This window comes from Tumebacillus algifaecis, assembly GCF_002243515.1.
Classification (GTDB): domain Bacteria; phylum Bacillota; class Bacilli; order Tumebacillales; family Tumebacillaceae; genus Tumebacillus_A; species Tumebacillus_A algifaecis.
Map to the genome: position 1 here is coordinate 848,974 of NZ_CP022657.1, position 20,670 is coordinate 869,643.

The window sequence follows — 20,670 nt, forward strand, 5'->3', positions numbered from 1 at the left end:
GCTATTGTTTGCGGTCGTATTCACGCAACAACTCCAACGTCCTGAGCAGCGTCTGATATTCGGATGAACTTAACGACTCGATATGATGTACCCAGTTCATCGCCGATTGTTTCATGTGGTGCTGTACGCGGTCATCCTCATACAGCAGTTGTTGTTCGATCAGATCGAGCAGGTCATCTTCCCGTCTCGGAGTTTCAAAAAAGGTTATCCAGTGGTTGGCGAGGTTGGCGGTGAACGTACCGATCAACCCGATCCCTGTGATCATCAGAAAAGCCGCGATGATCCGACCGCCCTCTGTGACCGGCGAAATATCTCCATAGCCCACAGTTGTCGTCGTGACCACCGACCACCATAGCGCATCGCCCCAGGTCTGAAACGAATCGTTGTTGCCCTGCTCAAGGAAAAAAACTGCCGATGAACTCCACAGCAAGATCACGGCTAAAAATGCGAAGATTTTGCGCATCTGCACCGATTTTAGCACGCTCCACAAGAGTGGGGAAGCTTTCAAAAGCCGAATGATGCGCAGCACGCGCATCAAACGTGCCAACGGAAAGAGCAGATCAAAGGGGATGATCGCGATGATGTCGAACCAATTTTCCCGCACAAAGCGCGGTTGATCTTTCGAGAGCGACAGACGAACCAGATACTCGATGCCAAAAAAGAAGATCAGACCGACATCGACACGTCGGATCAATTGTTCGGTCAGATAAGGATGGTCGGCCGGATCTGCGAAGATGAGAATTGCGTAGGTGATCACCGCAAGCAGGATGATCATCTCGTAAAAAAATCGCCAGAAAGACATCGGACCCCTCCTCTGGTACTGCTTAGACTATATGAAAAAAGGAGGGGTATCATCCCTCCCTTTAGTAGAATTTCTATTATTTTGCGGTAAATTGCTCCTTCAGCGAATCGGCCAATTTGTTCAAACGGTGAAGTTCCGCATTGACCATCCGGTTCGATGAGACCTGCGATTCGGTGATCGCGTACACCTCTTGCAGCGATGCGACCGACTGCTGCGTCACCGCTGTGATATTTGCCATCTCGTCATTAATCTGGCGGGAGTTATGTTCGATCTTCTGAATCGATCCGTTCAACTCGCCAACGCCTTCGACCAGAGCGGTGGTCACCTCGGTCAGTTGGTGCAGGCCGTTCATCGAGTTCTCCGCCTGTGTCACGGAGCGCGACGTCGCCTGCTTGCCGATGTCGATCTGGGCGACAGATGCGATCGAATCCTGCAAAATCTTCGACAAGATCGCTTTGATCTCATCGGTCGATGCCTTGCTTTGCTCCGCCAATTTGCGAATCTCTTGTGCGACGACCGCAAATCCTCGTCCGTGCTCGCCAGCGCGTGCCGCTTCGATCGAAGCGTTTAACGCGAGCAGATGCGTTTGTTCGGCAACTTCTTGAATCGTGTTGATGATCCCGTCCACTTTTTGCGAGGAATTGTTCAATTCATTGATCGCCTGTGCAGACGTTTCGATCGTCTGCGAAACGACGACGATCTGGTCGTACAGCGAGTGGATGTTGGTGATCGTGTGATCGATGATCTGCTCGGTGTTGGTCGCCTGTTCGCTCATTTCGTGCGAAGCGCTTGCCGTATGCTCGATCATCTGGTTGATGCTGCTCAGATCCTGCTCGATTTTGCTGACCGAGTGGCTCTGGTCTTCCAGACCGGACGAAACTTCTTTGAACGCGATGAGCATCTCCTCGTTGGAGCGGTTGATCGTATCCGACTTTGCGGAAACAACGGTGGACGTTTGCTCCAATTCGTTGGAGAGGTTTTTGACACTCTCGACGATCGAAAGAAGCTGTTCCTGCTTGTGCTCCTTATCCGATTCCAGCTCCAAGGTGAATTTTCGCTTGGAAAGGATTTGCAGCGAGGTTGCACCTGAAGTGATGACCAGAAAGATCGCGTGCAGTGCCAGCATCGTGATCGTGTACTCGTGTACCCCAAACACCAGTTCAGGGATGATGAAAAATCCGAGCAAGTGCTGGACGGCAAAGATCGCTGTCATCACGAGCAGCAACCGTACATCCTCATAGTAGGCTGTGATGGCAACAACCATAAAGATTGAAAAATGCAGCTCGACCATCCCGCCCCCACCGGCGATGAGCGATATGGAGCCAAATACTTGCGCCAACATCACCAGCCAAGGAATGGCTTGGTGGTCGTTTCTCTTGCGGTACAGCATGTAACTTAATAGAAGCAAGAGCAGCGGAACTGCCAAAAGCAGATTGAGTGTATTACTAAACGATTCCGCGATGGTGGTCGCTGTACCATCCACATGCCCGCTCGACATCATCGAATGATCGAGCACATGCCAGACCCGATTGAGCAGATGGAACAGAATCATCAATCCAACTGTACCCATTGTCAGCAGGATCATGATGCGGTTTTTAAAACCTGTCACTGAAAGCACACCCCTGTCCCCACAACATTGTTTTATTCCTGACATTTCGAGTGATCGAAAGTCCCCCTCACATTATAGAATACTTGAGTAATATCACTCAACAAGAGTCTTTCGTCCTTTTACGAAATAAATTTAAAGATTCATTCTCAGTTTGCTCTACTTGGAACAGGGAAATGACGAATCATGTCGAACTATGACGTACAACATTAAAATACCTCTTCCTGAGAGGGGATTCGCATGAGTCTGACCTACATAATTACTATCATCCTGCGATTTTTCGCTCTCGTATGGGCACTTGTTATACTGCGGAGGACTTCCGATTGGCGAATCGGATTGTTGGCGGTCATCCTCACCGCCATGATGGTCTATCAGATGGTATCGCTTTTTCAAGCCCCCTCCGATCAGTGGGTCTTGCTAACCGACCACAAGGACCTGTATAGGCTGGCAGCAAGCGGCACGATGTTACTGATAATCGTATTCCTTGGTCGTGTCATGACCGAAAATCGAGTGACGCGCCACTTGTTGTTCAAAGAAGTACAGGCTTTCAAGTCATTCTATGAGCACAATCCGAACGCTTTTTACACGTTGGACCTCGAAGGCCGCGTGTTGGCTACGAACAAAGCTTGCCGCAAGATGTTCGGCGACTTAGGTACAGATCGTGGTGAGTGGATCTTTTTTGATGTGGTCGCGGACGAGGAACGTCAACGTGTGCATGCTCATTTCCTCGAAGCAGCGCAGGGCGATCCGCAGTCTTTTGAAGCGACCGTTTTGCATCAGGATGGGCGCCGTTTGCAGGTGAACATCACCAACATGCCGATCTTTGCCGATGGGTCTGTGGCTGGCGTATACGGCATCGCCAAAGACATGACGGAACAAAAAGCGGCTGAGCAGGAGCGGATGCTGTCTGCGCAACGGTATCAGGAACTGATGGAATCGATCGAGGCGGTCGTGTGGGAAGGCGATCCGGAGACGTTCGAATACACCTTCATTTCTCCCCAGTCGGAACGAATTTTGGGATACAAGCCGGAGCAGTTGATCAAGGATCACGATTTTTGGAAAAGTCGAGTGCACCCAGACGATTATGAAACGATGATCACCTTTTGCCAAGCGGAGTTGCAAGCGGGGCGCAACCATATGCACGAATATCGGATGCTGGCGGCGGATGGACGCGTCGTCTGGCTCAAAGAGTGTGTGACGGTGGTGCAGGAGGATGGTCGCGTGACCGGTTGTCGCGGGATCATGGTGAACATCACCGATCGCAAACTGGCGGAGGAGCGTTTGCAACATATCGCCTATTATGACGTGCTGACCAGCCTGCCCAACCGAACGCGGTTCGAAGATCGTTTGCAACTGGAGATGACGCGGGCGCAGAGTCGGTCGCAACCGTTGGCCGTCCTGCTGCTCGACCTCGACCGCTTCAAATATATTAACGACTCGCTAGGACACTGCATTGGTGACGAGTTGATCCGCGCCGTCGCCGAGCGGCTGAAAACGTGCGTGGATGAAAAGGTGATCGTATCGCGCATCGGAGGCGATGAATTTACGTTGATCCTGCCCGGCCTCCACTCGCAAGATGCGGGGCAAGTCGCTGAAATGATCTTGCAGCGCATGGCCGCACCTTTTGTGATTGAGCAACATGAGCTGTTTGTGACGTGTAGCATCGGCATCTCGTTTTTTCCGGAGCAAGGCAGCGATCTGACGACGTTGATCAAACATGCGGAGTTGGCGATGTACCGAGCGAAAGAGTTGGGGCGCAACAATCACCAGTTCTACGCCACGTCGATGAACGAAGACGCGCTGCAAAAGCTGTCTTTGGAGCGATTCCTGCGCAAAGCGTTGGGACTGAACGAATTTGTGCTGTTCTACCAACCGCAGGTCAACGTGAAAAGCGGGAAAATCTTCGGCTTCGAAGCGTTGTTGCGCTGGAAGCATCCAATACTGGGGATGGTATCGCCCGCAACCTTTATTCCGCTGGCAGAAGAGACCGGTTTGATCGTGCCGATCGGGGAATGGGTGTTGGAGTCTGCATGTCGGCAGATCAAAGGGTGGCACGAGGCGGGCAATCCGCATCTGACCGTAGCGGTCAATCTGTCAGCCCGCCAGTTCCAGCAGGACAATCTCGTGGAGATGGTGGAGCGAGTGTTGGCAGAGACGGGAGTCGAGCCGCAGTGTCTGGAATTGGAGATCACCGAAAGTGTCACGATGTATGACGTGGAGCGGGCGATCATGATCTTGCACGAGTTGAAGAACCTCGGCATCCGCATCTCGCTCGATGATTTCGGTACCGGGTATTCGTCGCTGAGCTACCTCAAGCATTTCCCGATTCACACGCTGAAGATCGACCAATCTTTCGTTCGTGACATCACGACCGATGCGGATGACGCGGCGATTGCCACGTCGGTCATCGCACTGGCCCATAGCCTGAATCGCCAAGTCGTCGCCGAAGGTGTGGAGACGGAAGCGCACCTGCGCTACCTTGCTGCCCACGGTTGCGTGGAGATGCAAGGCTACCACTTCAGCGGCCCGCTGCCTGCACAGGAGATCGAAGCGCGATTTTTAAGCGGGAAAGCTTTCAAAATGCCTGCATTACCCCCGTTGTCAGAAAACTAGAGACGAATAATCTATAAATGGGAGGCTTTCCTGAATAAATAAAGTTCGACCATACAGGGGCCATAATAAAAAGGAGACAGCATCCACAGGATGACTGTCTCTTCTATTTTGCGAGTGGGAGCACAGCGGGAGTAAGTTCGCTAGACGTTCTGAACAGCTCGATTCATATAGTTTGTAGCGCTGAACCTGCGACGATTGGCAGGTCAGGTACCACAAAAGGTTTGGTAAGGACTGGACGAAGGGTCGGGCAGTTCGGCGTATTCCGCCTGTTCAGGGGAGTGCGCATAGGGGTCGGAAAGAACGGCCAAGAGCTTCTCCATCACGCTGTAGTCCCCTTCTTCCACGGCGCTTTCCAAGGCAGCCTCTACTCGGTGGTTGCGTGGGATGATCGCCGGGTTGCTGTCCCGCATCAGCTGATGCGAGCTGGCTTTCGATTCTTGCTGTCTGCCGAGTCTCGCTTGCCACAGTTCATGCCACTCTGCCAATTCCGGGGTACCAGACAGAACCGTTTCCTCCACTCGATCAAACGTTAAGGCGAGGAAGGTGTTGGTATAGTCGGCTCGATACTTCTGCATCATCGTGAGCAGATTTTCAATCAGGGATTTATCCGCTTCTTCTTCATTGAAGAGCCCCAATTTGGCGCGCAGTCCGGCAAACCAGTTGCGGTGATACAGCTCAGAAAAACTGGAAAGCGCATCCTGAGCGAGTTGGACAGCTTGCGACTCCTCGTCGTGCAACAACGGCACCAGGGTTTCAGCAAAACGAGTCAGATTCCACACGGCGATATACGGCTGGTTGCCATACGCATAGCGACCTTGACTGTCAATTGAACTGAAGACCGTTTTCAGGTCATACGTATCCAAGAAAGCGCAAGGACCATAATCGATCGTTTCACCGCTGATCGTCATGTTGTCAGTGTTCATCACACCATGAACAAAGCCAACCAACTGCCATTTGGCGATCAGTGCGGCTTGACGTTTGATAACCTCCTGAAGCAGCGCAAGATAGCGGTTCTCTGCATCATCAGCTTCGGGAAAATGACGTTGCAACGCATAATCTGCCAGAGCGCGGAGTTCCTCGCCGGTGCCCCATTGGGCCACATACTGAAAAGTGCCGACGCGCAGATGGCTCGCAGCCACGCGGGTCAGAATGGCACCGGGCAGGTAGGCTTCACGGATGACAGTCTGCCCGGTTGCCACGACGGCCAGACTGCGGGTGGTCGGGATGCCTAGCGCATGCATGGCCTCACTGATGATGTATTCGCGCAACATCGGGCCGAGGGCCGCTCGACCATCGCCGCCGCGAGAGTACGGTGTACTCCCCGAACCTTTGAGCTGAATGTCGAAGCGTTCACCTGAAGGCGTGATCTGTTCGCCGATCAGCAGGGCCCGACCATCGCCTAACTTCGTAAAATGCCCGAATTGATGTCCCGCATACGCTTGCGCCAGAGGGAAGGCACTTTCGGGAAACTGGTTGCCAGCAAACACGGCTAGCTCTTCTTCGCTTTGTAGTGCCTGCACGTTCAATCCGAGCGATGAGGCCAGCGGTTGATTGAGCATGATCAACTTAGGCGAGCGGACTTGGCTGGGCGTGACGGGCGAAAAAAATGATTCGGGCAAACGTGCATAGCTGTTGTCCAAGTTCCATCCTGCTTCACGATTTGCTGTTCCCATGGTCATCATATCTCCATTTCTTACTGAAGTAATATGTATCTTGTCTCGTGTTTGTTGCTTTCAGAGGATTACGTTTTGCACAAGTTATTCGGATCATGTTGGCATTTGCTGAAACAAGAAGCCCGCGGCACGAAGCGTTGTCGCATTTCACGGTTCGCTGACAACCAGAAATCTTCAGGTAGTAGTATCCAGATCCAATTAATTGTACCACGGTTGAGTATAAAATATCCCTGTCACCAAGGCGGTGGCGGGGATTACGGATCTAGCATCTTTTTATTTCATGTACTCTGCTTGGAGGATTCCATAAACTGCGCAATCCTTGTATTGATTCTTGGCATTGCGAATCATATGACGGATCGTTCCTTCCTGCACCATGCCAATTTTGCGCATCACTTTCCCTGAAGCGGGATTGTCGAGGTTATGCGCGGCAGAGATCTTATGGATGTTCATCCGTTCGAAGCCAAATTCCACAACGGCTCGCAACGCTTCGGTGCCATAGCCTTGATTCCACCACTTGTAACCAAGTGCATAGCCCACGTCACAGTTTTCCGTAGTGGTGTTTAAATTGAAGAAATCGATGGCACCAATCAGTTCACCACTGCCTTTCAGTTCGATACCCCAGTAACAATATTCGGGGCTGTCATATCCGCCGACAATCACAGTTACCCTTTCGATAGTCTCGAAAACTGTTTTGTGTGCTCCTCTAATGAGATTGTCGGTTACCCGTTCGTCGGAGAGCCAATTGTCGAACACGCTTTGGGCATCGGAGAGTTTCAGTTTTCTTAGGATCAAACGGTCAGTTTCTATCGTGGGTGTTCCTAAATAGGTAATCATCGCACCATCTCCTTGTGTATGTACAGGATAACATTTTTGGATATGAAATTCGGATAAATACGTTCTGCGGAGAGAATCACTTTGCCGGTTCACGTTCACTCGTTCTGCAATTTCGGTGATCGAACAGCCGTCGTGTTCACACAAAAATAAAAGTCCCTGAACCAATGGCGGCGGCAGGGACTCTCATGCGCTGAACAAGACGGTGAATGCACGTACTAGATGTTGGAGATCGCTACGAGTAGGCAGGAGATAAATGCGATGCTCGTCAGAGGAGTCATGACGAGCTTCTCTTTTTTATTTTTGGACGCCAAGTTGCCCAGCGTGTTTATCCCCATGAAAATTGTGAGCACCCAGATCAGCGCCTGTGAAGGAAAAAAGCGCAGGTCTGAAGCTAGCACGTTCGTATGTGACAACATCACATATGCCATAAATAAGAGAATGCCTGCAGCAGCGAGGCTTGCAAAACGCAGACGCGGGGGCAAAACTCCAGGGTGCGTGCCGCCCCAACTGAACGCTCCTAATGGGAAGCCTAACGCGAGCAGTATTTGAAAAGCGGCTACAACGAAAAAAGAAACGGAACTGATGATCGCTGGAATCTGAACATTTATTTCCATGCTCTGTTGCTCCTCCTATCACGATTTACTGAGTGCACAGCTCGGAGAGGAACATCCGTCTCAACCAATCGTATGATGCTTGACTAGATAATTGTACGATTTTCAAGCCGGAAAGTTTCATGACCGTGATCCGCAAAATCCTATGATCGATAGAGTCGGTTTGCAAGGGGACGCGATGACAGTGGCTGTATGTATCGATAACGAAAGAATACGTGAGGATATCAAACTGCTCAGCCAAACGCTCAGCGATGATGATGAGCTGAACGGAGAACGGTTGAGCACCTTGTCCCGTATTTTAAAAGAGATGGGATATTGATCAACAGCAGAAAAGTGCTATTGCTGCTAGCTCCGCTCCGGTAAAGGGGGCGGGGCGATCTTTCCAGTACGATCGGAGAGACGAATGGTCCGAGGTACGTGAAGCTTGGAGCGATCACGATGGAGCGTTTTGTCATTTTGGTTGTCAAGTAACTAGAGAGGTATCGGACTCAAAAACTGTAGCCGCCTCATTTTTCTCAGCCGATGGAACATGCTACAATACCAAGAAAAGGAGGGATTCAATGAACGGGAATGAAAAGACGGGTCGTCGCGAATTGGCGACATTTGCTGGAGGATGCTTTTGGTGCATGGTGACACCGTTTGAAGAACTTCCAGGGATTGAAGGGATTGTGTCCGGCTACACCGGGGGGCATAAGGAAAACCCTACGTATGAAGAAGTATGCTCGGAGACGACTGGACACGCTGAAGCGGTACAGATCACGTTTGACCCAGACGTTTTCCCCTATAGCAAATTGCTCGAACTCTACTGGCGTCAGATCGACCCTACAGATGCGGGCGGACAATTTCATGATCGTGGTGGCTCCTATCGCACGGGAATCTTTTATCACAATGAAGAGCAAAAACGCCTAGCCGAAGCGTCGAAAAGGGAGTTAAGCGAGAGCGGACGGTTCGATCGACCGATTGTGACGGAGATCGTGGCTGCGGGACCGTTTTATGCCGCAGAGGAATATCATCAAGATTTTCACAAAAAGAGCCCGACCCGTTACAAACAGTATCGTCAAGGGTCGGGACGCGATTCATTTATCGCGCAGAATTGGACCCTACGGAAGAACGAACAGGAACTTCGCGCACAACTGACGCCGATGCAGTATACGGTCACGCAAGAAAATGGCACAGAGCCGCCATTCCGAAATGAATTTTGGGATCATCAACAGGAAGGCATCTATGTCGATATCGTCTCCGGCGAACCGCTGTTCAGTTCGTTGGACAAATTCGATTCGAACTGTGGCTGGCCTAGTTTTACCAAACCGCTACTCACCTCCAATGTACAGGGCAAAATGGATACCAGTCACGGCATGGTGCGGATGGAAGTGCGTAGCAAGGAAGCAGACTCGCACCTCGGTCACGTTTTTGACGACGGTCCTGGACCGGACGGTCTGCGCTTCTGCATCAACTCCGCCGCGCTCCGCTTTATTCCCAAAGAGGAATTGGAGCAAGCAGGGTATGGAGAATACTTGCAACTGTTCTCCGACAAAGCATAATCGAGACCCCTCACCACAGGTGAGGGGTTTTTCTAACGAGGTCTTTCACAGGGCAACAGGCGTTGGATTTCCGACTATGTGGGGCATGTGCAAATGGTCAGTGCGCGTTCTGACAAGCTTTCTGCAACTCTTTTGCCGCTTTTTTGACGACGCCTTTGGCATCTTGGAGGTAATCTTCGACCAATCCGCTCATTTCGAAGGCTAGACTCGGTAGGTGGGTGACGACGTTGGCCAGACCTTTTAGCGCCCGAGCGCGGTGTTTGCCCACCCAGAGGGTGAGCGCTTCTCTGAGCAAAGGGTGGGCGAGGTGGGCCGTTTCGCCACCCGCTTTGGCGTAGTTGCTCAGCGTTTCCACCGCATAGTCGCGGACGATGACGCTCTTGTCGTGTTCGATGATCGTGCGCAAGGTCGGCAGAAGCGGCGTGATCCTCTCGGCGATCAAATGTGCGATCAGGGCGATAGCATGCATCGCCTCCCAGCGCGCACGCGTCGTTTTGTGAGTGAGTAACGGCAGCAGTGCGTCCGCATAGGGCACGACCAGTTCGGGTCGCTCTTCCGCCACTTTGGTGAACACTTCAGCACAGTCTGCGATCAGGGCAGCGTCGGTTTCAGGGTGGTGCAGTCCGGCCGCGATCTCTTCGAGTCGTGTGGGAGATGCAAGACATTGGGTCGCCACGTTAATGTTGGACGCTTGAGTCTTTTCTCCCTTCGCAGTTGAGAGTTCTTGTAACAGGGTCATGAGAGTCTCCATTCTGGTTTTAAGATGTTGGACAGCTTGGCGTACGGGATTTGAAAGTTTTGAAAGCTCATGTAATACGGCGTGTACTTGATGGGCGGAAAGTAGATCACCAAATATTCGGGGGTCAAAAAGAAGCCTTCGTCCGGATCGATTTTTTCAAAAGGGTGGAACGTGTCGAGGACATGTGTTTTGTCCTGTTGTTTGATGACGTCACTGATCTCCGTGACATAATCGACGCCCGGTTGGAACAGGTCTTTCAAGGCATAGCGGGTGCCATCTTGGAGATTGAGCAACAGACTTTTGCGATGCGACATGCCGTGCGCGCCACCTGTGAACTCGTAGTTGTCATACAAGACGTTGAGGATCGAGCCGTGACGCAACGTGATTTTGTACTCGTTGATATAGGTGACGAGCGGACGGCTGTCCGGTTGCGGCTGGTATTGCGCCGCTTTGCGAAACAGGTGGTTGAGCTTCTTTTGCACGGCAGCATCGGGCAGACCGGACAACTGGGGATAGGCGATTTTGATCTCCGGTTTTTGCTGTGTGAATTGTGCTTTGGTGATTTTGAAGTCGGATGCTCGCTCGGCTGCGGTCGCCGCAGATCCGCTTAACAGCAGCACGCTGGTTAGTACGAGGAGAAGGCGTGTTTTCCAACTGCTCATCTCGATTCCTCCCTGCCAATTTCTCGATTTGGCATAGTTTTCCCTGCGCGGAGTGGAACATGTGTCTGGCAGGGCGCAGCGAGAGTTTTTCGTGACCGAGGATTTTATGAACATGATGGGAAAGGTTTGAGGGGGACGCTCCTTCGAATCTTCGAACGCATCATCACGTATCCGGTTGCTAGGCGGTGAAGTAGAGGCAACCGCTTCGCTTCTCTCCCCTCTCAAATAGGCACATGCTATAATGAGAGGGGAGGTGGATGGAAAGATGCGGTATCCGAGCAAAAAAGGGTGGTTCTCCTATCTTTTTGTCATCGGTCCTTTGCTGTTTCTGCTCGGGGTAGCTGTGATGGCGATCCTCGACCGAGAATGGTTGGCTTTGCCGATCTTAGCACTGGCCGGTGTCTTGAACGTATGGCTTTGGGTCGGGACCTATTATGAATTTCGAGAGCACGAGCTCTTTGTAAAAGGTGGACCGTTCCGTTGGAAGATCCCCTATGACCAGATCAAGACGGTGCAGAAAACGAGAAGTCTGGTGTCAGGACCGGCGTTATCGCTCGATCGGATCGAAATTATCTATAAAATGGGAGCTTGTCTGATCTCTCCGGTGCGGGAAACGGAATTTCTGGAGGAGTTGCAGAAACGAAATCCGCTGATTCGCCAGCTGTGAGGGTTCAGGATCGAAAAGAAGCATCGGGAGCGCCGACGCTTCTTTTTTGCGAGCACAGACCGTAGGGCAAGGTCAACTACCCGACGAAGTTCAGATACAACGCAATCGCGCCCATCAACAGCAGGCAGCCTGCAAACACAGAACCGAACAGTTGCAGCCAACGAGGCAACAGCTCAAGATTGACCGGCTTCAACGGTCCTCCTTGGACGCGTTGAATGATCTCGCTGTGCTGGTCGAACGGCTCGGGCGTCACTTCAATCGGTCGAGAAGGTTGCGTTTCATGCACATGCTTCAGTTGCATTGGCGTCCCTCCTAGGTGTAAAAAATTGTAACTCTAACTTCAGCATAAGAAAAACCTTACCATTTGGCAAGGTTTTTTGCTTTGGCTATGCGGAGGCGTCCGCTTCGAGCAGTGCTTTTAACACGATCAGTTCTTTGTCTTGACGTTTGGTCATCATCTTGCGGAGAATCGGGCCCATCGTCTTGAACATGATCGAGGTGATCCACCCGTCAGCACCTGCGTAGATCGTGTTGGTGATTCGCGTACCGTTGCCATCCGCTTCTAGCACGATCAGGCTTTCAAACGGAAAGGGACCGGACGTAGCTTTTATGCCGTAGCGGTAGGGTCGCTCGAAGTCGGTGACGATGTAGGTGATCTCATGGACGCCGTTATAATGGTACTTCGTCGCAAATTCCATGCCTTCTTGTGGGGGACCGGAGGTGATGGCGACCGGATCGGTCACGCCGGACACCCAAGTGCCCATGTTTGCAGGGTTGGAGATATAAGCAAACACTTCTTCGAGCGGACGATCGATAGAGAGTGGATTGGAAGATGCTCTCATCTGTCGTCTCTCCCTTCCATTAACGAGACGCGGAACGGATGGACTTCGGCGCTCATCACCGCTTTCACGACGGCCGGATCATTCTGCATGATCGCAGCCGCAGCTTCCGGTGAGTCGGCGCGAAAGATCACGACGCCATAGGCCGCGTCCAAGCAGGGGCCGGCGAGGATCAACTGGCCTGCTGACAGCAGTTGTTGCAGGTAGACGAAATGCTCCCCCATGACCGCCTGTTCCGCTTCGGTCATCGTGGTGATGAAGTCGGGGCGATTCGGGCGGAGCAGGTAGCTGTATTCGGTGGTTGTGGTCATCTTGGAAGGGCCTCCTTTTTGGCGAAACAAATTTCATTATAGCAGAACCTTTTGGGCGCTTGACGCATATCCTGACGATGTCTGGATCAGGTTGATTGTCAAAGGAGTCGATTCTGATGCGAAATTACATCGGTTGGATCTGGAGCAGTTTATCACGCAGACGGTGGAAACGCTACACCAGCCAGTCGTTTAAACTTGCTTTTGAGTACCCGCCGAACTGGATTCGGATTGAAGAGGAGCGCTATCAGGGGCGGGACGGATTTTTCCAGATCGCAGCGGCGAGCGGGGAGGATGGCTTGGACGCAGTCTGCCAGCGCGAGGCCCATCACAAGTTCAAACCGTATGGTACCAATCCCAAGCTCAAGCCAGTCCGACATGCTGGGCGAGCGGCCTGTTACGTGTTTCCGTCCGTAGATCAGCCAACCGAGATGAAAACACAGTCGGCATTTATTGTTGAGTATCCTGCACCTGTGCAGATCGCGGGTCAGACCTGCCGCTTTCTGGTGCTCTGGGCAGATGAGGAGCACATTCGGAACATCGTGAAGACGCTCACATTTAAGTAGAGCCTGAGGCCGATCTCTGTCGGGCTCTTTTTCTTTTGGAAGCGAACAGCAAAAACGCCGGACTGCTACGTCCGGCGTTTTCCTGTCACACGCATTGGAAAGTCGCGATCTGTCTGAGGTCGATCCCCATGTAGCTCCAGCTAAATCCATTCCAGCGGAAGCCAGCCACGGTGCGGCGGTCGAGATAGATCGGGTAGAACCAAAAGGAAGCCCCGTTGTGTAGCCAGATATAGACGTAGCGGCGCAGACAGGGACGAAGCGAAGTGGGACTGACCGCCAACGGTTGCGGGGTGCCTGGGGCGTGATACGGCTTTTTCGGAATGTAGCTGGGCGGCGGGGTGGTCGGCGCGTGGGCGATGCCGGCGCCGGGAGCACCAGGAGCGCCGGGGAAACCACCAGCGGGCGGATGCGGAACTGGATGATGTGGAACGGGCGGATGCGGAACTGGATGATGTGGAACGGGTGGATGCGGAACTGGATGATGTGGAACGGGCGGATGCGGAACTGGGTGTTGCGGAACGGGCGGATGTGGTGCTGGGTGATGGCCCGGCTGTTGGCCCGGTGGAAACGGGTCTCTTCCCGGCTGGTGGATGAAAGCGGGAAATACAGGATAACCGGGTGTGCCGCCCGGAAAAAATCGCGGATCGTAAGGGATCAAAGCAGGAATTACACGGTACTCTTGATCATAGCGCTTCTCTTTACGTTTCGACATGTTGGGTCAGCTCCTTTCGCTCATTGCTTTTCAGCCTATTCAGCAAGTGGGCGATCGGCTACAAGGTGTCAAAACGGAAATGGCAAATCGCGCATCAGAGATGTATAATCATTGTATAACACTCAGAAAGCGAGTCGGGTCATGTACAACATCAAATCGGTCGCTCAACTGCTCGACATGCCGGCCGTCACGATCCGCGCGTGGGAACGGCGCTATCAGGTGGTCAGTCCGATGCGCTCCGAGTCGGGACATCGGTTGTACAGCGAGCAGGATATCGAAGATCTTCGCTGGTTGAAAGTCCAAACGGAAGATAAGGGCATCAACATTTCGCAAGCAGTCAAAATGCTGGAGAAGAGGCGCGCTGAGCGATCGGTGGTCGATCCGCAAGCGGAGTTAGACCTACCTGCACAAAATGCTGAACAGCTGCGTCATCAGTTGTTTCAATCGTTGTTGGCCTTTCAGTTCGAAAAGACAAATGAGCTGCTCGGCCTGGGTTTTGCCATGTTTAATTTTGAAAAAATGTTCCATGACGTGCTCGCCCCGCTTTTGCAGCAGATCGGGGATGGGTGGGAGCGCGGCACGGTCAGCGTGGCGCAGGAACATTTCGCCTCCAACATCATCTTGCAGCGCTTCAACCAATTTTTCCAAATCTTTCAGATCAACCCGCGCCTGCCGAAAGTGTTGGCTTGTTGCCCGCAAGGTGAGCATCATCAAATCGGCCTGTTGCTGTTCACGCTGTTTTTGCGCCGCAACGGCGTTGAGGTGATCTATCTGGGGCCAGATATGCCGCACGACGGCTTGGCAAAGGTGATCGAACGAAACGATGTTCAGGTGTTGGCGATGTCGCTTAGCGACCAGCAACTGCTGGGACAGACCGAAGCGATGCTCGATCGTCTGCACGAACGCTTTCCACATCTGCGCGCGGTGCTGGTCGGGCATGGTTTTCAGAACGTGTCCGCGCGCTGGAAGCCGAAGCGACTCGATGGCGGCACCGACGCTTGGGCGCAGTGGTTTCGCCAAGACATGTCAGGCGTAGAGAGCAGGGAGCGGTAGGTTTGAATGAAAAAAGGCACTCCTAGCGAGCGCCTTTTTTCGTGTTCCAAGTATTCAGATGCAGCAGATCGTCAAACGATTGGCGTTTGGCCCAGCCCGACTTTTCCAGAATCGGTTGGTTCGGGTAGTCGTCAGTGTAGCCAAAGGAGAGCAAAGCGGTCGGGTCGATGTGCGGCGGAATGTTCAGGATGCGGCGAACGTCCGACTTTTTGTAAAAGGAGACCCAGCCCATCGCGATCCCTTCCGCATAAGCGGCCAGCCACATGTTTTGAATAGCACAGGCGACCGACAGGATGTCCGTCTCAGGAATCGAGTTGCGGCCGAGCACATGGTCACCGCCGCGCGTCGGGTCACAGGTGATGCAGACGGTAAGCGGTGCTTCGCGAAGCCCTTCGACTTTGAGGGCGAGGAACTGATCATCGCGCCCCTCGGCCGCAAAATGGATCGCGAGCGCGCGGCGCTCTTTGTCGGCCGCTCCAGCAAGTTGGTTTTTCACCTCGGGCGCGGTGACGAGGATGAAGTCCCACGGTTGCATGAAGCCGACCGAAGGGGCGTGATGTCCAGCCATCAGGATGCGGTGAATCTTGTCTTCTTCGAGCGGGGTGGAGAGGAATTTGCGGATATCGCGACGGTTGTGAATCGCTTCGTAGACCGCATCGCGCTGTCCGTCGTTAAAGTTCATGGGTTACGCCACCTCCGTTTGGGTTTCGTTGGTCGGTGCTTTTCTTTACTATATTGTGTGGAAGCTGGTGCTGACAATCCTCCCGGAGCAAAATACGGTTGTGGGGACGTTGGAGACGATCGTAGACATTGCGCGCGAACAGGAGATCGCCAACCCCTCGATCATTTTAGTCGGCGATGTGGTGAACTTGCGGAATGGCATTCGGTGGTTTGAAAGTGACTCTGGCAGTTGAAGCCAGAGTTTTTTTATATGGGCAAATGTTCCCCGCCCTACATACGATGATGGGAATGGAGGGGAATGGCATGGAGTTTGCGGTGATGCCAGATTATCTCTACGGGGCGTCTGTCCGCATCAACGACAAGTGGCTTGGAATCGTGGAAGATGACCGTCCGCTGTTGTTTCGGGTACGCGATACGGGACCGTTTACGTTGCTTGTGGAACTGGCACCACTACGCACCGATCTGACCGGAGATGTGATCGCAGTGCCTTTTGCACGGGTGATCAAGATTCAAGATGGGGAGATCGTACCGCCCGATGTGGAGACCGATGACGCGCTGCATATTCGCAAGTCGGGGTCAGGCTTTCAACTGCACTTTGTGTATCCGAAAGTGGAGGTGCTCGGGCAAGGGCTGGAAACTTTGATGATGCCGCTACAGACCGAGACGGCCGACTTCGATCATGACGGGAGGCTCGACGTGGCACAGACGTTTGCCACCAATCTGCGCGGACATGTACGACTGAAGTCGGCGAAGGGGAACATCTTGCTACAGGAGGTGTACCCCGACAACGCGCTACAGATTGAGGCGGCCGATTTGACCCGAGATGGGCGGCCCGATCTGCTGATCTTTTGGCGGGGGGCGCACGATGAACCTTTTCTGCATCTGTATGACGGCGCGGACGGGTCGCTGAGCACCTATCCGGGATTTACAGGCATGCGCCGCACGGGACTTGCCGATGTGCTGTTGGAAAACAAGGTGCAGACGGGATTTCGAGAGGTCGTCAAGCTCTACCGCTATCTGCCAGTACCGTATGAATCGGCCCAGTTTCAACTGATGCGCACCGAGACGAAAATCTTACAGCTTGCAGCTGACGAGGAAGATACGGTCGAAGCGTTTCTCGCGGCGATCGCAGTGGAAGATCGGCAAGGGGCTGAACTCTATCTGGCCAAAGGCGTCAGGCTGCCTGACCTGTCTTGGTATGCGCATGAGATGCATTCGGCGAAAGATGGGGTCGCGACCGCTTCGATTTTTCAATGGATCGTGCCCGGCTATTATGATCGCGAACTGTGGCTGGAGCTGGAACTGGTTCGTCAGCCGGACAAAGTCAGTGTCTGGAAAATCGGTGCGGTCAAGATGAGGGTTCATGGCAACTAACGCCATGAGCCCTTTTTCAGCAAGTTGCTGGTAAAATTGGGGTTGTGTTATAATTTCGTAATGGTCTCCAATGACTGTACGGTTGCGGAGGTGTGACACATGAGCATCACAAGGCAAGATATTGAACAGATCGCGAACCTGTCACGTCTGACGCTGACAGAAGGTGAGAAAGAGCATCTGACAGTAACGCTCAGCCAAATCCTGAATTTTGCAGAAGAACTGCAAGAACTGGACGTAGAGCACGTTGCACCGACCACCCACACGCTTCCGCTGAACAATGTGTTGCGCGACGACACGGTTCGCCCGTGGCTTTCCCAAGATGAAGCACTTTCGCACGCTCCCGATCAAGAGAACGGGCAATTTCGCGTGCCAGCGGTGATGGAGGGATAGTCGGAAATGTCGCTATTGAACGCTTCCATTCGTGAATTACATACAAAGATTGTCAGCCGAGAAGTCAAACCGTCCGAATTGGTCGGAGCCTCTCTCGCGCGCATCCAAGCGACCGACCCACAAGTCAAAGCATTCCTGCACGTCAATGGCGAGCAGGCGCTGGCGGCTGCTAAGACGATGGATGACAACATCCCGTCTGACGCAGGTTTGCTTTTTGCCATGCCGGGTGCGCTGAAAGACAATCTGAACACCAAGGGCATTCCGACCACTTGTGCATCGAAACTTTTACAAAATTATATCTCGGCGTATGACGGCACCGCCGTCGCCAAACTGCAAGCGGCGGGTGCGATCTCAGTTGGCAAAACCAACATGGACGAATTCGGGATGGGCTCTTCCGGCGAGAACTCCGCCTTTTTCCAGACGCGCAATCCGTGGGATCTCGAACGGGTGCCGGGCGGTTCTTCCGCCGGGTCTGCTGCCAGTGTGGCGGCTGGACAAGTCCTGTTTGCGCTCGGGTCGGACACGGGCGGCTCGATCCGCCAGCCGGCCGCGTTTACCGGAACGGTGGGATTGAAACCGACGTATGGCCTCGTCTCCCGTTTCGGTCTGGTCGCGTTCGCCTCGTCGCTCGATCAGATCGGCCCGCTGACCCGCACGATAGAAGACAATGCGATCGTGCTGCAGGCGATTGCAGGCTATGATCGGCAGGACTCGACGTCTGCCAACGCGGGGGTTCCCGACTACGCAGCAGCGCTGACTGGGGATGTCAACGGGTTACGCGTCGCCTTGCCCAAGGAGTATTTTGACACAGGTCTCGATCCGATTGTCCGCGAGCAGATCGAACAGGCGATCCAGACGTTCGAAGCGCTGGGCGCTACGTTTGGCGAAGTGTCATTGCCGCATTCCAAGTATGCGGTGGCGACCTACTACCTGATCGCCACCGCTGAAGCATCGTCCAACTTGGCGCGCTTTGACGGCGTGCGCTACGGTGTGCGCGTGGAAGCGGACAACCTGCTGGACATGTACAAACAGACGCGTGGAGAGGGCTTCGGGGCTGAGGTCAAGCGCCGCATCATGCTCGGCACCTATGCGCTTTCTTCCGGCTATTACGACGCCAACTACCTGCGGGCGCAAAAGGTGCGCACGCTGATCAAGCAAGATTTTGACCGCGTGTTTGCCGAGTACGATGTCGTGTTGTCCCCGACTGCGCCGACCACGGCGTTTCAGTTCGGGGCGAAGACGAGCGACCCGCTGACGATGTACCTCAATGACATTTACACCATTCCGGTCAACTTGGCGGGCATTCCGGCGATCTCCGTCCCGTGCGGGCTGGCGAACGGACTGCCAGTCGGCCTGCAACTGATCGGGAAAGCGTTTGACGAATCGACACTGCTTCGCGCCGCGCACGCCTTCGAACAGGCGGCAGGTTTTACGGCGCGACCGTCGCTGTGAGGAGGTCGAGACGATGACTGCGATCCCGTCCAAGTTTGAAACGATCATCGGACTGGAAATCCACGTCGAGATGAGCACGAACTCGAAAATTTTTTGCAGTTGCTCGACCGCGTTTGGTGCGCCTCCCAACAGCAACGTCTGTCCGATCTGTCTCGGTCATCCGGGCGTATTGCCCGTGCTGAACCGCGAAGCTTTGAACAAGGCGATGAAGGCTGCGTTGGCGCTGAACTGCCAGATCGCAGCGGAGAGCAAATTTGACCGCAAGAACTATTTCTACCCCGATTTGCCCAAAGCGTACCAAATCTCGCAGTTCGATCAACCGATCGGCGAGCATGGCTACTTGGAGATCGAAGTGAACGGTGAAACCAAGCGCATCGGCATCAACCGCGTGCACTTGGAAGAGGATGCGGGCAAGTCGAGCCATGCGGCAGACGGTTCCGCCACGCTGGTCGATTACAATCGTGTCGGCGTTCCGCTGATCGAGATCGTCTCCGAGCCGGACATCCGCACGCCCGAAGAGGCGAAGGCCTACTTGGAGCAGATCAAAGCGATCATGCAATACTGCAAGATCTCCGACTGCAAGATGGAAGAAGGGTCACTGCGCTGTGATGCCAACATCTCGTTGCGCCCGTGGGGGCAGGAGCAGTTTGGCACCAAGCGCGAGTTGAAAAACATGAATTCCTTCTCCAATGTGCAAAAAGCGCTCGAGTACGAGCAGGCGACACAGGCGGAGATGATCGAATCAGGTGAAGCGATCAACCAGAGCACGTTGCGCTGGGATGATGCGGCCAAGAAGACGCAGACGATGCGTTCCAAAGAGGATGCGCACGACTACCGATACTTCCCGGAGCCAGACTTGGTGCAACTTGTGATCGACGAGGCGTGGGTCGAGTCGATCCGCGAGACGATTCCAGAACTTCCGTCGGCGAAGAAAGCACGCTTTATGAATGAACTTGGCCTGCCGTCCTACGATGCGGACGTGTTGACCGCCTCGAAGCGCGTCGCCGACTTCTTCGAAGCGACGGTGGCGAGCGGGGCGGATGCAAAGTCTGCTTCCAACTGGATCATGGGCGATCTCCTCCGCTATCTGAACCAGAACAACGTGGAGATCGGCGCGGCGAAAGTCCGCCCCGAGCAGCTCGCGGGGCTGATCAAGATGATTGCTACAGGTAAGATTTCCGCGAAGATTGCCAAAGATGTTTGTAAGGACATGTTGGAAACAGGTCAAGATCCAGAAGCGATCGTCGCGGAAAAAGGTCTGGTTCAGATCTCCGATGAAGGGGCGCTGACCGCAATTATCGAGGACATCCTCAAGCGGCATCCGAAGTCGATAGAAGATTACAAAGCGGGCAAAGATCGCGCGCTGGGTGCGCTGGTCGGCCAAGTGATGAAGGCGACCAAAGGCCAAGCCAATCCAAGCCTGGTGAACAAACTCATCTTAGAGCACATCAATGTATAGTCAGACTCGTATTCTTTAGTAGCGGGGAACCCCAAGCGTTGCGTGGCTTGGGGTTTTTCACAGCATGTCTATTACAGGAGGTGTCGCT

General features: G+C 53.5%; 22 protein-coding genes and 1 pseudogene. 11 read left to right on the forward strand and 12 right to left on the reverse strand.

Annotation, left to right across the window (positions count from 1 at the left end):
• Position 1: 1 nt before the first annotated feature.
• Positions 2 to 802 carry an ion transporter gene (locus CIG75_RS03730; RefSeq protein ID WP_094235440.1) on the reverse strand — a complete coding sequence of 267 codons (801 nt, stop codon included), beginning with the start codon at positions 800 to 802 and terminating at the stop codon, positions 2 to 4.
• 76 nt (positions 803 to 878) lie between these two features.
• Positions 879 to 2,411 carry a methyl-accepting chemotaxis protein gene (locus tag CIG75_RS03735; protein ID WP_193791328.1) on the reverse strand — a complete coding sequence of 511 codons (1,533 nt, stop codon included), beginning with the start codon at positions 2,409 to 2,411 and terminating at the stop codon, positions 879 to 881.
• Between the two features lie 459 nt (positions 2,412 to 2,870).
• Between CIG75_RS03735 and CIG75_RS03740 the strand changes: the two genes are divergently transcribed.
• Entirely contained in the window at positions 2,871 to 5,021 is a 2,151-nt protein-coding gene (locus CIG75_RS03740) for a putative bifunctional diguanylate cyclase/phosphodiesterase (RefSeq protein WP_172844405.1), read from the forward strand.
• Between the two features lie 203 nt (positions 5,022 to 5,224).
• On the opposite strand, the gene CIG75_RS03745 is transcribed toward CIG75_RS03740, so the two are convergent.
• The 3 genes from CIG75_RS03745 to CIG75_RS03755 all read right to left on the reverse strand — a co-directional run bounded on the left by CIG75_RS03745 (position 5,225) and on the right by CIG75_RS03755 (position 8,142).
• On the reverse strand, positions 5,225 to 6,700 hold the full coding sequence (locus CIG75_RS03745) for a protein adenylyltransferase SelO (RefSeq protein ID WP_094235443.1): 1,476 nt from the start codon (positions 6,698 to 6,700) through the stop codon (positions 5,225 to 5,227).
• A 267-nt stretch (positions 6,701 to 6,967) separates the two neighbouring features.
• The gene (locus CIG75_RS03750; protein ID WP_094235444.1) at positions 6,968 to 7,528 is read right to left on the reverse strand and encodes a GNAT family N-acetyltransferase; all 561 of its coding nucleotides are present in this window, start codon (positions 7,526 to 7,528) and stop codon (positions 6,968 to 6,970) included.
• A 215-nt stretch (positions 7,529 to 7,743) separates the two neighbouring features.
• Positions 7,744 to 8,142 carry a hypothetical protein gene (locus CIG75_RS03755; protein WP_094235445.1) on the reverse strand — a complete coding sequence of 133 codons (399 nt, stop codon included), beginning with the start codon at positions 8,140 to 8,142 and terminating at the stop codon, positions 7,744 to 7,746.
• A 118-nt stretch (positions 8,143 to 8,260) separates the two neighbouring features.
• Here CIG75_RS03755 and CIG75_RS03760 point away from each other — a divergent pair.
• A pseudogene (locus CIG75_RS03760) lies at positions 8,261 to 8,458 on the forward strand (DUF6530 family protein); the annotation flags it as partial.
• A 241-nt stretch (positions 8,459 to 8,699) separates the two neighbouring features.
• Positions 8,700 to 9,680, forward strand: coding sequence for a peptide-methionine (S)-S-oxide reductase MsrA (gene msrA / locus CIG75_RS03765; RefSeq protein WP_094235446.1), 981 nt, complete (start codon positions 8,700 to 8,702; stop codon positions 9,678 to 9,680).
• A 97-nt stretch (positions 9,681 to 9,777) separates the two neighbouring features.
• On the opposite strand, the gene CIG75_RS03770 is transcribed toward msrA, so the two are convergent.
• On the reverse strand, positions 9,778 to 10,419 hold the full coding sequence (locus tag CIG75_RS03770; protein ID WP_094235447.1) for a hypothetical protein: 642 nt from the start codon (positions 10,417 to 10,419) through the stop codon (positions 9,778 to 9,780).
• Positions 10,416 to 11,081: a DUF3298 and DUF4163 domain-containing protein gene (locus tag CIG75_RS03775; RefSeq protein WP_172844406.1), complete on the reverse strand. Its 666-nt coding sequence runs from the start codon at positions 11,079 to 11,081 to the stop codon at positions 10,416 to 10,418. Before CIG75_RS03775 ends, CIG75_RS03770 begins: the two co-directional genes overlap by 4 nt.
• 265 nt (positions 11,082 to 11,346) lie before the next feature.
• On the opposite strand from CIG75_RS03775, the gene CIG75_RS03780 reads away from it, so the two are divergent.
• On the forward strand, positions 11,347 to 11,748 hold the full coding sequence (locus tag CIG75_RS03780; RefSeq protein WP_157729364.1) for a PH domain-containing protein: 402 nt from the start codon (positions 11,347 to 11,349) through the stop codon (positions 11,746 to 11,748).
• Between the two features lie 76 nt (positions 11,749 to 11,824).
• On the opposite strand, the gene CIG75_RS03785 is transcribed toward CIG75_RS03780, so the two are convergent.
• From CIG75_RS03785 to CIG75_RS03795, 3 genes are all read right to left on the reverse strand, one after another.
• Positions 11,825 to 12,049 carry a hypothetical protein gene (locus CIG75_RS03785; protein WP_094235450.1) on the reverse strand — a complete coding sequence of 75 codons (225 nt, stop codon included), beginning with the start codon at positions 12,047 to 12,049 and terminating at the stop codon, positions 11,825 to 11,827.
• 85 nt (positions 12,050 to 12,134) lie between these two features.
• Complete coding sequence (locus CIG75_RS03790; protein WP_094235451.1) at positions 12,135 to 12,590, reverse strand: SRPBCC family protein; 456 nt, start codon at positions 12,588 to 12,590, stop codon at positions 12,135 to 12,137.
• Positions 12,587 to 12,898 carry a YciI family protein gene (locus CIG75_RS03795; protein WP_094235452.1) on the reverse strand — a complete coding sequence of 104 codons (312 nt, stop codon included), beginning with the start codon at positions 12,896 to 12,898 and terminating at the stop codon, positions 12,587 to 12,589. Before CIG75_RS03795 ends, CIG75_RS03790 begins: the two co-directional genes overlap by 4 nt.
• 116 nt (positions 12,899 to 13,014) lie before the next feature.
• Between CIG75_RS03795 and CIG75_RS03800 the strand changes: the two genes are divergently transcribed.
• A complete protein-coding gene (locus CIG75_RS03800) occupies positions 13,015 to 13,461 on the forward strand; it encodes a hypothetical protein (protein WP_094235453.1) in 447 nt (148 codons plus the stop codon).
• A gap of 85 nt (positions 13,462 to 13,546) precedes the next feature.
• On the opposite strand, the gene CIG75_RS20575 is transcribed toward CIG75_RS03800, so the two are convergent.
• Positions 13,547 to 14,173 carry a transporter gene (locus CIG75_RS20575; RefSeq protein ID WP_157729365.1) on the reverse strand — a complete coding sequence of 209 codons (627 nt, stop codon included), beginning with the start codon at positions 14,171 to 14,173 and terminating at the stop codon, positions 13,547 to 13,549.
• Between the two features lie 141 nt (positions 14,174 to 14,314).
• Here CIG75_RS20575 and CIG75_RS03805 point away from each other — a divergent pair, with 141 nt between their 5' ends.
• Positions 14,315 to 15,226, forward strand: a complete 912-nt coding sequence (locus CIG75_RS03805; RefSeq protein WP_094235454.1) for a MerR family transcriptional regulator — start codon at positions 14,315 to 14,317, stop codon at positions 15,224 to 15,226.
• Between the two features lie 22 nt (positions 15,227 to 15,248).
• Here CIG75_RS03805 and bluB read toward each other — a convergent pair whose 3' ends face one another.
• On the reverse strand, positions 15,249 to 15,908 hold the full coding sequence (gene bluB, locus CIG75_RS03810; RefSeq protein ID WP_094235455.1) for a 5,6-dimethylbenzimidazole synthase: 660 nt from the start codon (positions 15,906 to 15,908) through the stop codon (positions 15,249 to 15,251).
• Between the two features lie 67 nt (positions 15,909 to 15,975).
• Here bluB and CIG75_RS03815 point away from each other — a divergent pair, with 67 nt between their 5' ends.
• The 5 genes from CIG75_RS03815 (at position 15,976) to gatB (ending at position 20,582) form a co-directional block, all read left to right on the forward strand.
• The gene (locus CIG75_RS03815; protein ID WP_157729366.1) at positions 15,976 to 16,140 is read left to right on the forward strand and encodes a hypothetical protein; all 165 of its coding nucleotides are present in this window, start codon (positions 15,976 to 15,978) and stop codon (positions 16,138 to 16,140) included.
• 70 nt (positions 16,141 to 16,210) lie between these two features.
• On the forward strand, positions 16,211 to 17,281 hold the full coding sequence (locus CIG75_RS03820; protein WP_094235457.1) for an FG-GAP repeat domain-containing protein: 1,071 nt from the start codon (positions 16,211 to 16,213) through the stop codon (positions 17,279 to 17,281).
• Between the two features lie 99 nt (positions 17,282 to 17,380).
• Complete coding sequence (gene gatC / locus CIG75_RS03825) at positions 17,381 to 17,671, forward strand: Asp-tRNA(Asn)/Glu-tRNA(Gln) amidotransferase subunit GatC (RefSeq protein WP_094235458.1); 291 nt, start codon at positions 17,381 to 17,383, stop codon at positions 17,669 to 17,671.
• Between the two features lie 6 nt (positions 17,672 to 17,677).
• Entirely contained in the window at positions 17,678 to 19,123 is a 1,446-nt protein-coding gene (gatA, locus tag CIG75_RS03830) for an Asp-tRNA(Asn)/Glu-tRNA(Gln) amidotransferase subunit GatA (protein ID WP_094235459.1), read from the forward strand.
• Positions 19,124 to 19,136: 13 nt separating this feature from the next.
• Complete coding sequence (gene gatB / locus CIG75_RS03835) at positions 19,137 to 20,582, forward strand: Asp-tRNA(Asn)/Glu-tRNA(Gln) amidotransferase subunit GatB (RefSeq protein ID WP_094235460.1); 1,446 nt, start codon at positions 19,137 to 19,139, stop codon at positions 20,580 to 20,582.
• Positions 20,583 to 20,670: the final 88 nt, after the last annotated feature.

What these genes read in the sequence shown, in the direction of transcription:
- CIG75_RS03800 (WP_094235453.1), top strand. Translation starts at nt 13,015, where the DNA reads ATGCGAAATTACATCGGTTGGATCTGGAGCAGTTTATCACGCAGACGG.
- CIG75_RS03740 (WP_172844405.1), top strand. Translation starts at nt 2,871, where the DNA reads ATGTTACTGATAATCGTATTCCTTGGTCGTGTCATGACCGAAAATCGA.
- CIG75_RS03730 (WP_094235440.1), bottom strand. Translation starts at nt 802, where the DNA reads ATGTCTTTCTGGCGATTTTTTTACGAGATGATCATCCTGCTTGCGGTG.
- CIG75_RS03750 (WP_094235444.1), bottom strand. Translation starts at nt 7,528, where the DNA reads ATGATTACCTATTTAGGAACACCCACGATAGAAACTGACCGTTTGATC.
- CIG75_RS03790 (WP_094235451.1), bottom strand. Translation starts at nt 12,590, where the DNA reads ATGAGAGCATCTTCCAATCCACTCTCTATCGATCGTCCGCTCGAAGAA.
- CIG75_RS03785 (WP_094235450.1), bottom strand. Translation starts at nt 12,049, where the DNA reads ATGCAACTGAAGCATGTGCATGAAACGCAACCTTCTCGACCGATTGAA.
- CIG75_RS03795 (WP_094235452.1), bottom strand. Translation starts at nt 12,898, where the DNA reads ATGACCACAACCACCGAATACAGCTACCTGCTCCGCCCGAATCGCCCC.
- CIG75_RS03820 (WP_094235457.1), top strand. Translation starts at nt 16,211, where the DNA reads ATGGAGTTTGCGGTGATGCCAGATTATCTCTACGGGGCGTCTGTCCGC.
- CIG75_RS03745 (WP_094235443.1), bottom strand. Translation starts at nt 6,700, where the DNA reads ATGACCATGGGAACAGCAAATCGTGAAGCAGGATGGAACTTGGACAAC.
- gatA (WP_094235459.1), top strand. Translation starts at nt 17,678, where the DNA reads ATGTCGCTATTGAACGCTTCCATTCGTGAATTACATACAAAGATTGTC.
- CIG75_RS03755 (WP_094235445.1), bottom strand. Translation starts at nt 8,142, where the DNA reads ATGGAAATAAATGTTCAGATTCCAGCGATCATCAGTTCCGTTTCTTTT.
- CIG75_RS03770 (WP_094235447.1), bottom strand. Translation starts at nt 10,419, where the DNA reads ATGACCCTGTTACAAGAACTCTCAACTGCGAAGGGAGAAAAGACTCAA.
- gatB (WP_094235460.1), top strand. Translation starts at nt 19,137, where the DNA reads ATGACTGCGATCCCGTCCAAGTTTGAAACGATCATCGGACTGGAAATC.
- gatC (WP_094235458.1), top strand. Translation starts at nt 17,381, where the DNA reads ATGAGCATCACAAGGCAAGATATTGAACAGATCGCGAACCTGTCACGT.
- CIG75_RS03780 (WP_157729364.1), top strand. Translation starts at nt 11,347, where the DNA reads ATGCGGTATCCGAGCAAAAAAGGGTGGTTCTCCTATCTTTTTGTCATC.
- CIG75_RS03775 (WP_172844406.1), bottom strand. Translation starts at nt 11,081, where the DNA reads ATGAGCAGTTGGAAAACACGCCTTCTCCTCGTACTAACCAGCGTGCTG.
- CIG75_RS20575 (WP_157729365.1), bottom strand. Translation starts at nt 14,173, where the DNA reads ATGTCGAAACGTAAAGAGAAGCGCTATGATCAAGAGTACCGTGTAATT.
- CIG75_RS03805 (WP_094235454.1), top strand. Translation starts at nt 14,315, where the DNA reads ATGTACAACATCAAATCGGTCGCTCAACTGCTCGACATGCCGGCCGTC.
- msrA (WP_094235446.1), top strand. Translation starts at nt 8,700, where the DNA reads ATGAACGGGAATGAAAAGACGGGTCGTCGCGAATTGGCGACATTTGCT.
- bluB (WP_094235455.1), bottom strand. Translation starts at nt 15,908, where the DNA reads ATGAACTTTAACGACGGACAGCGCGATGCGGTCTACGAAGCGATTCAC.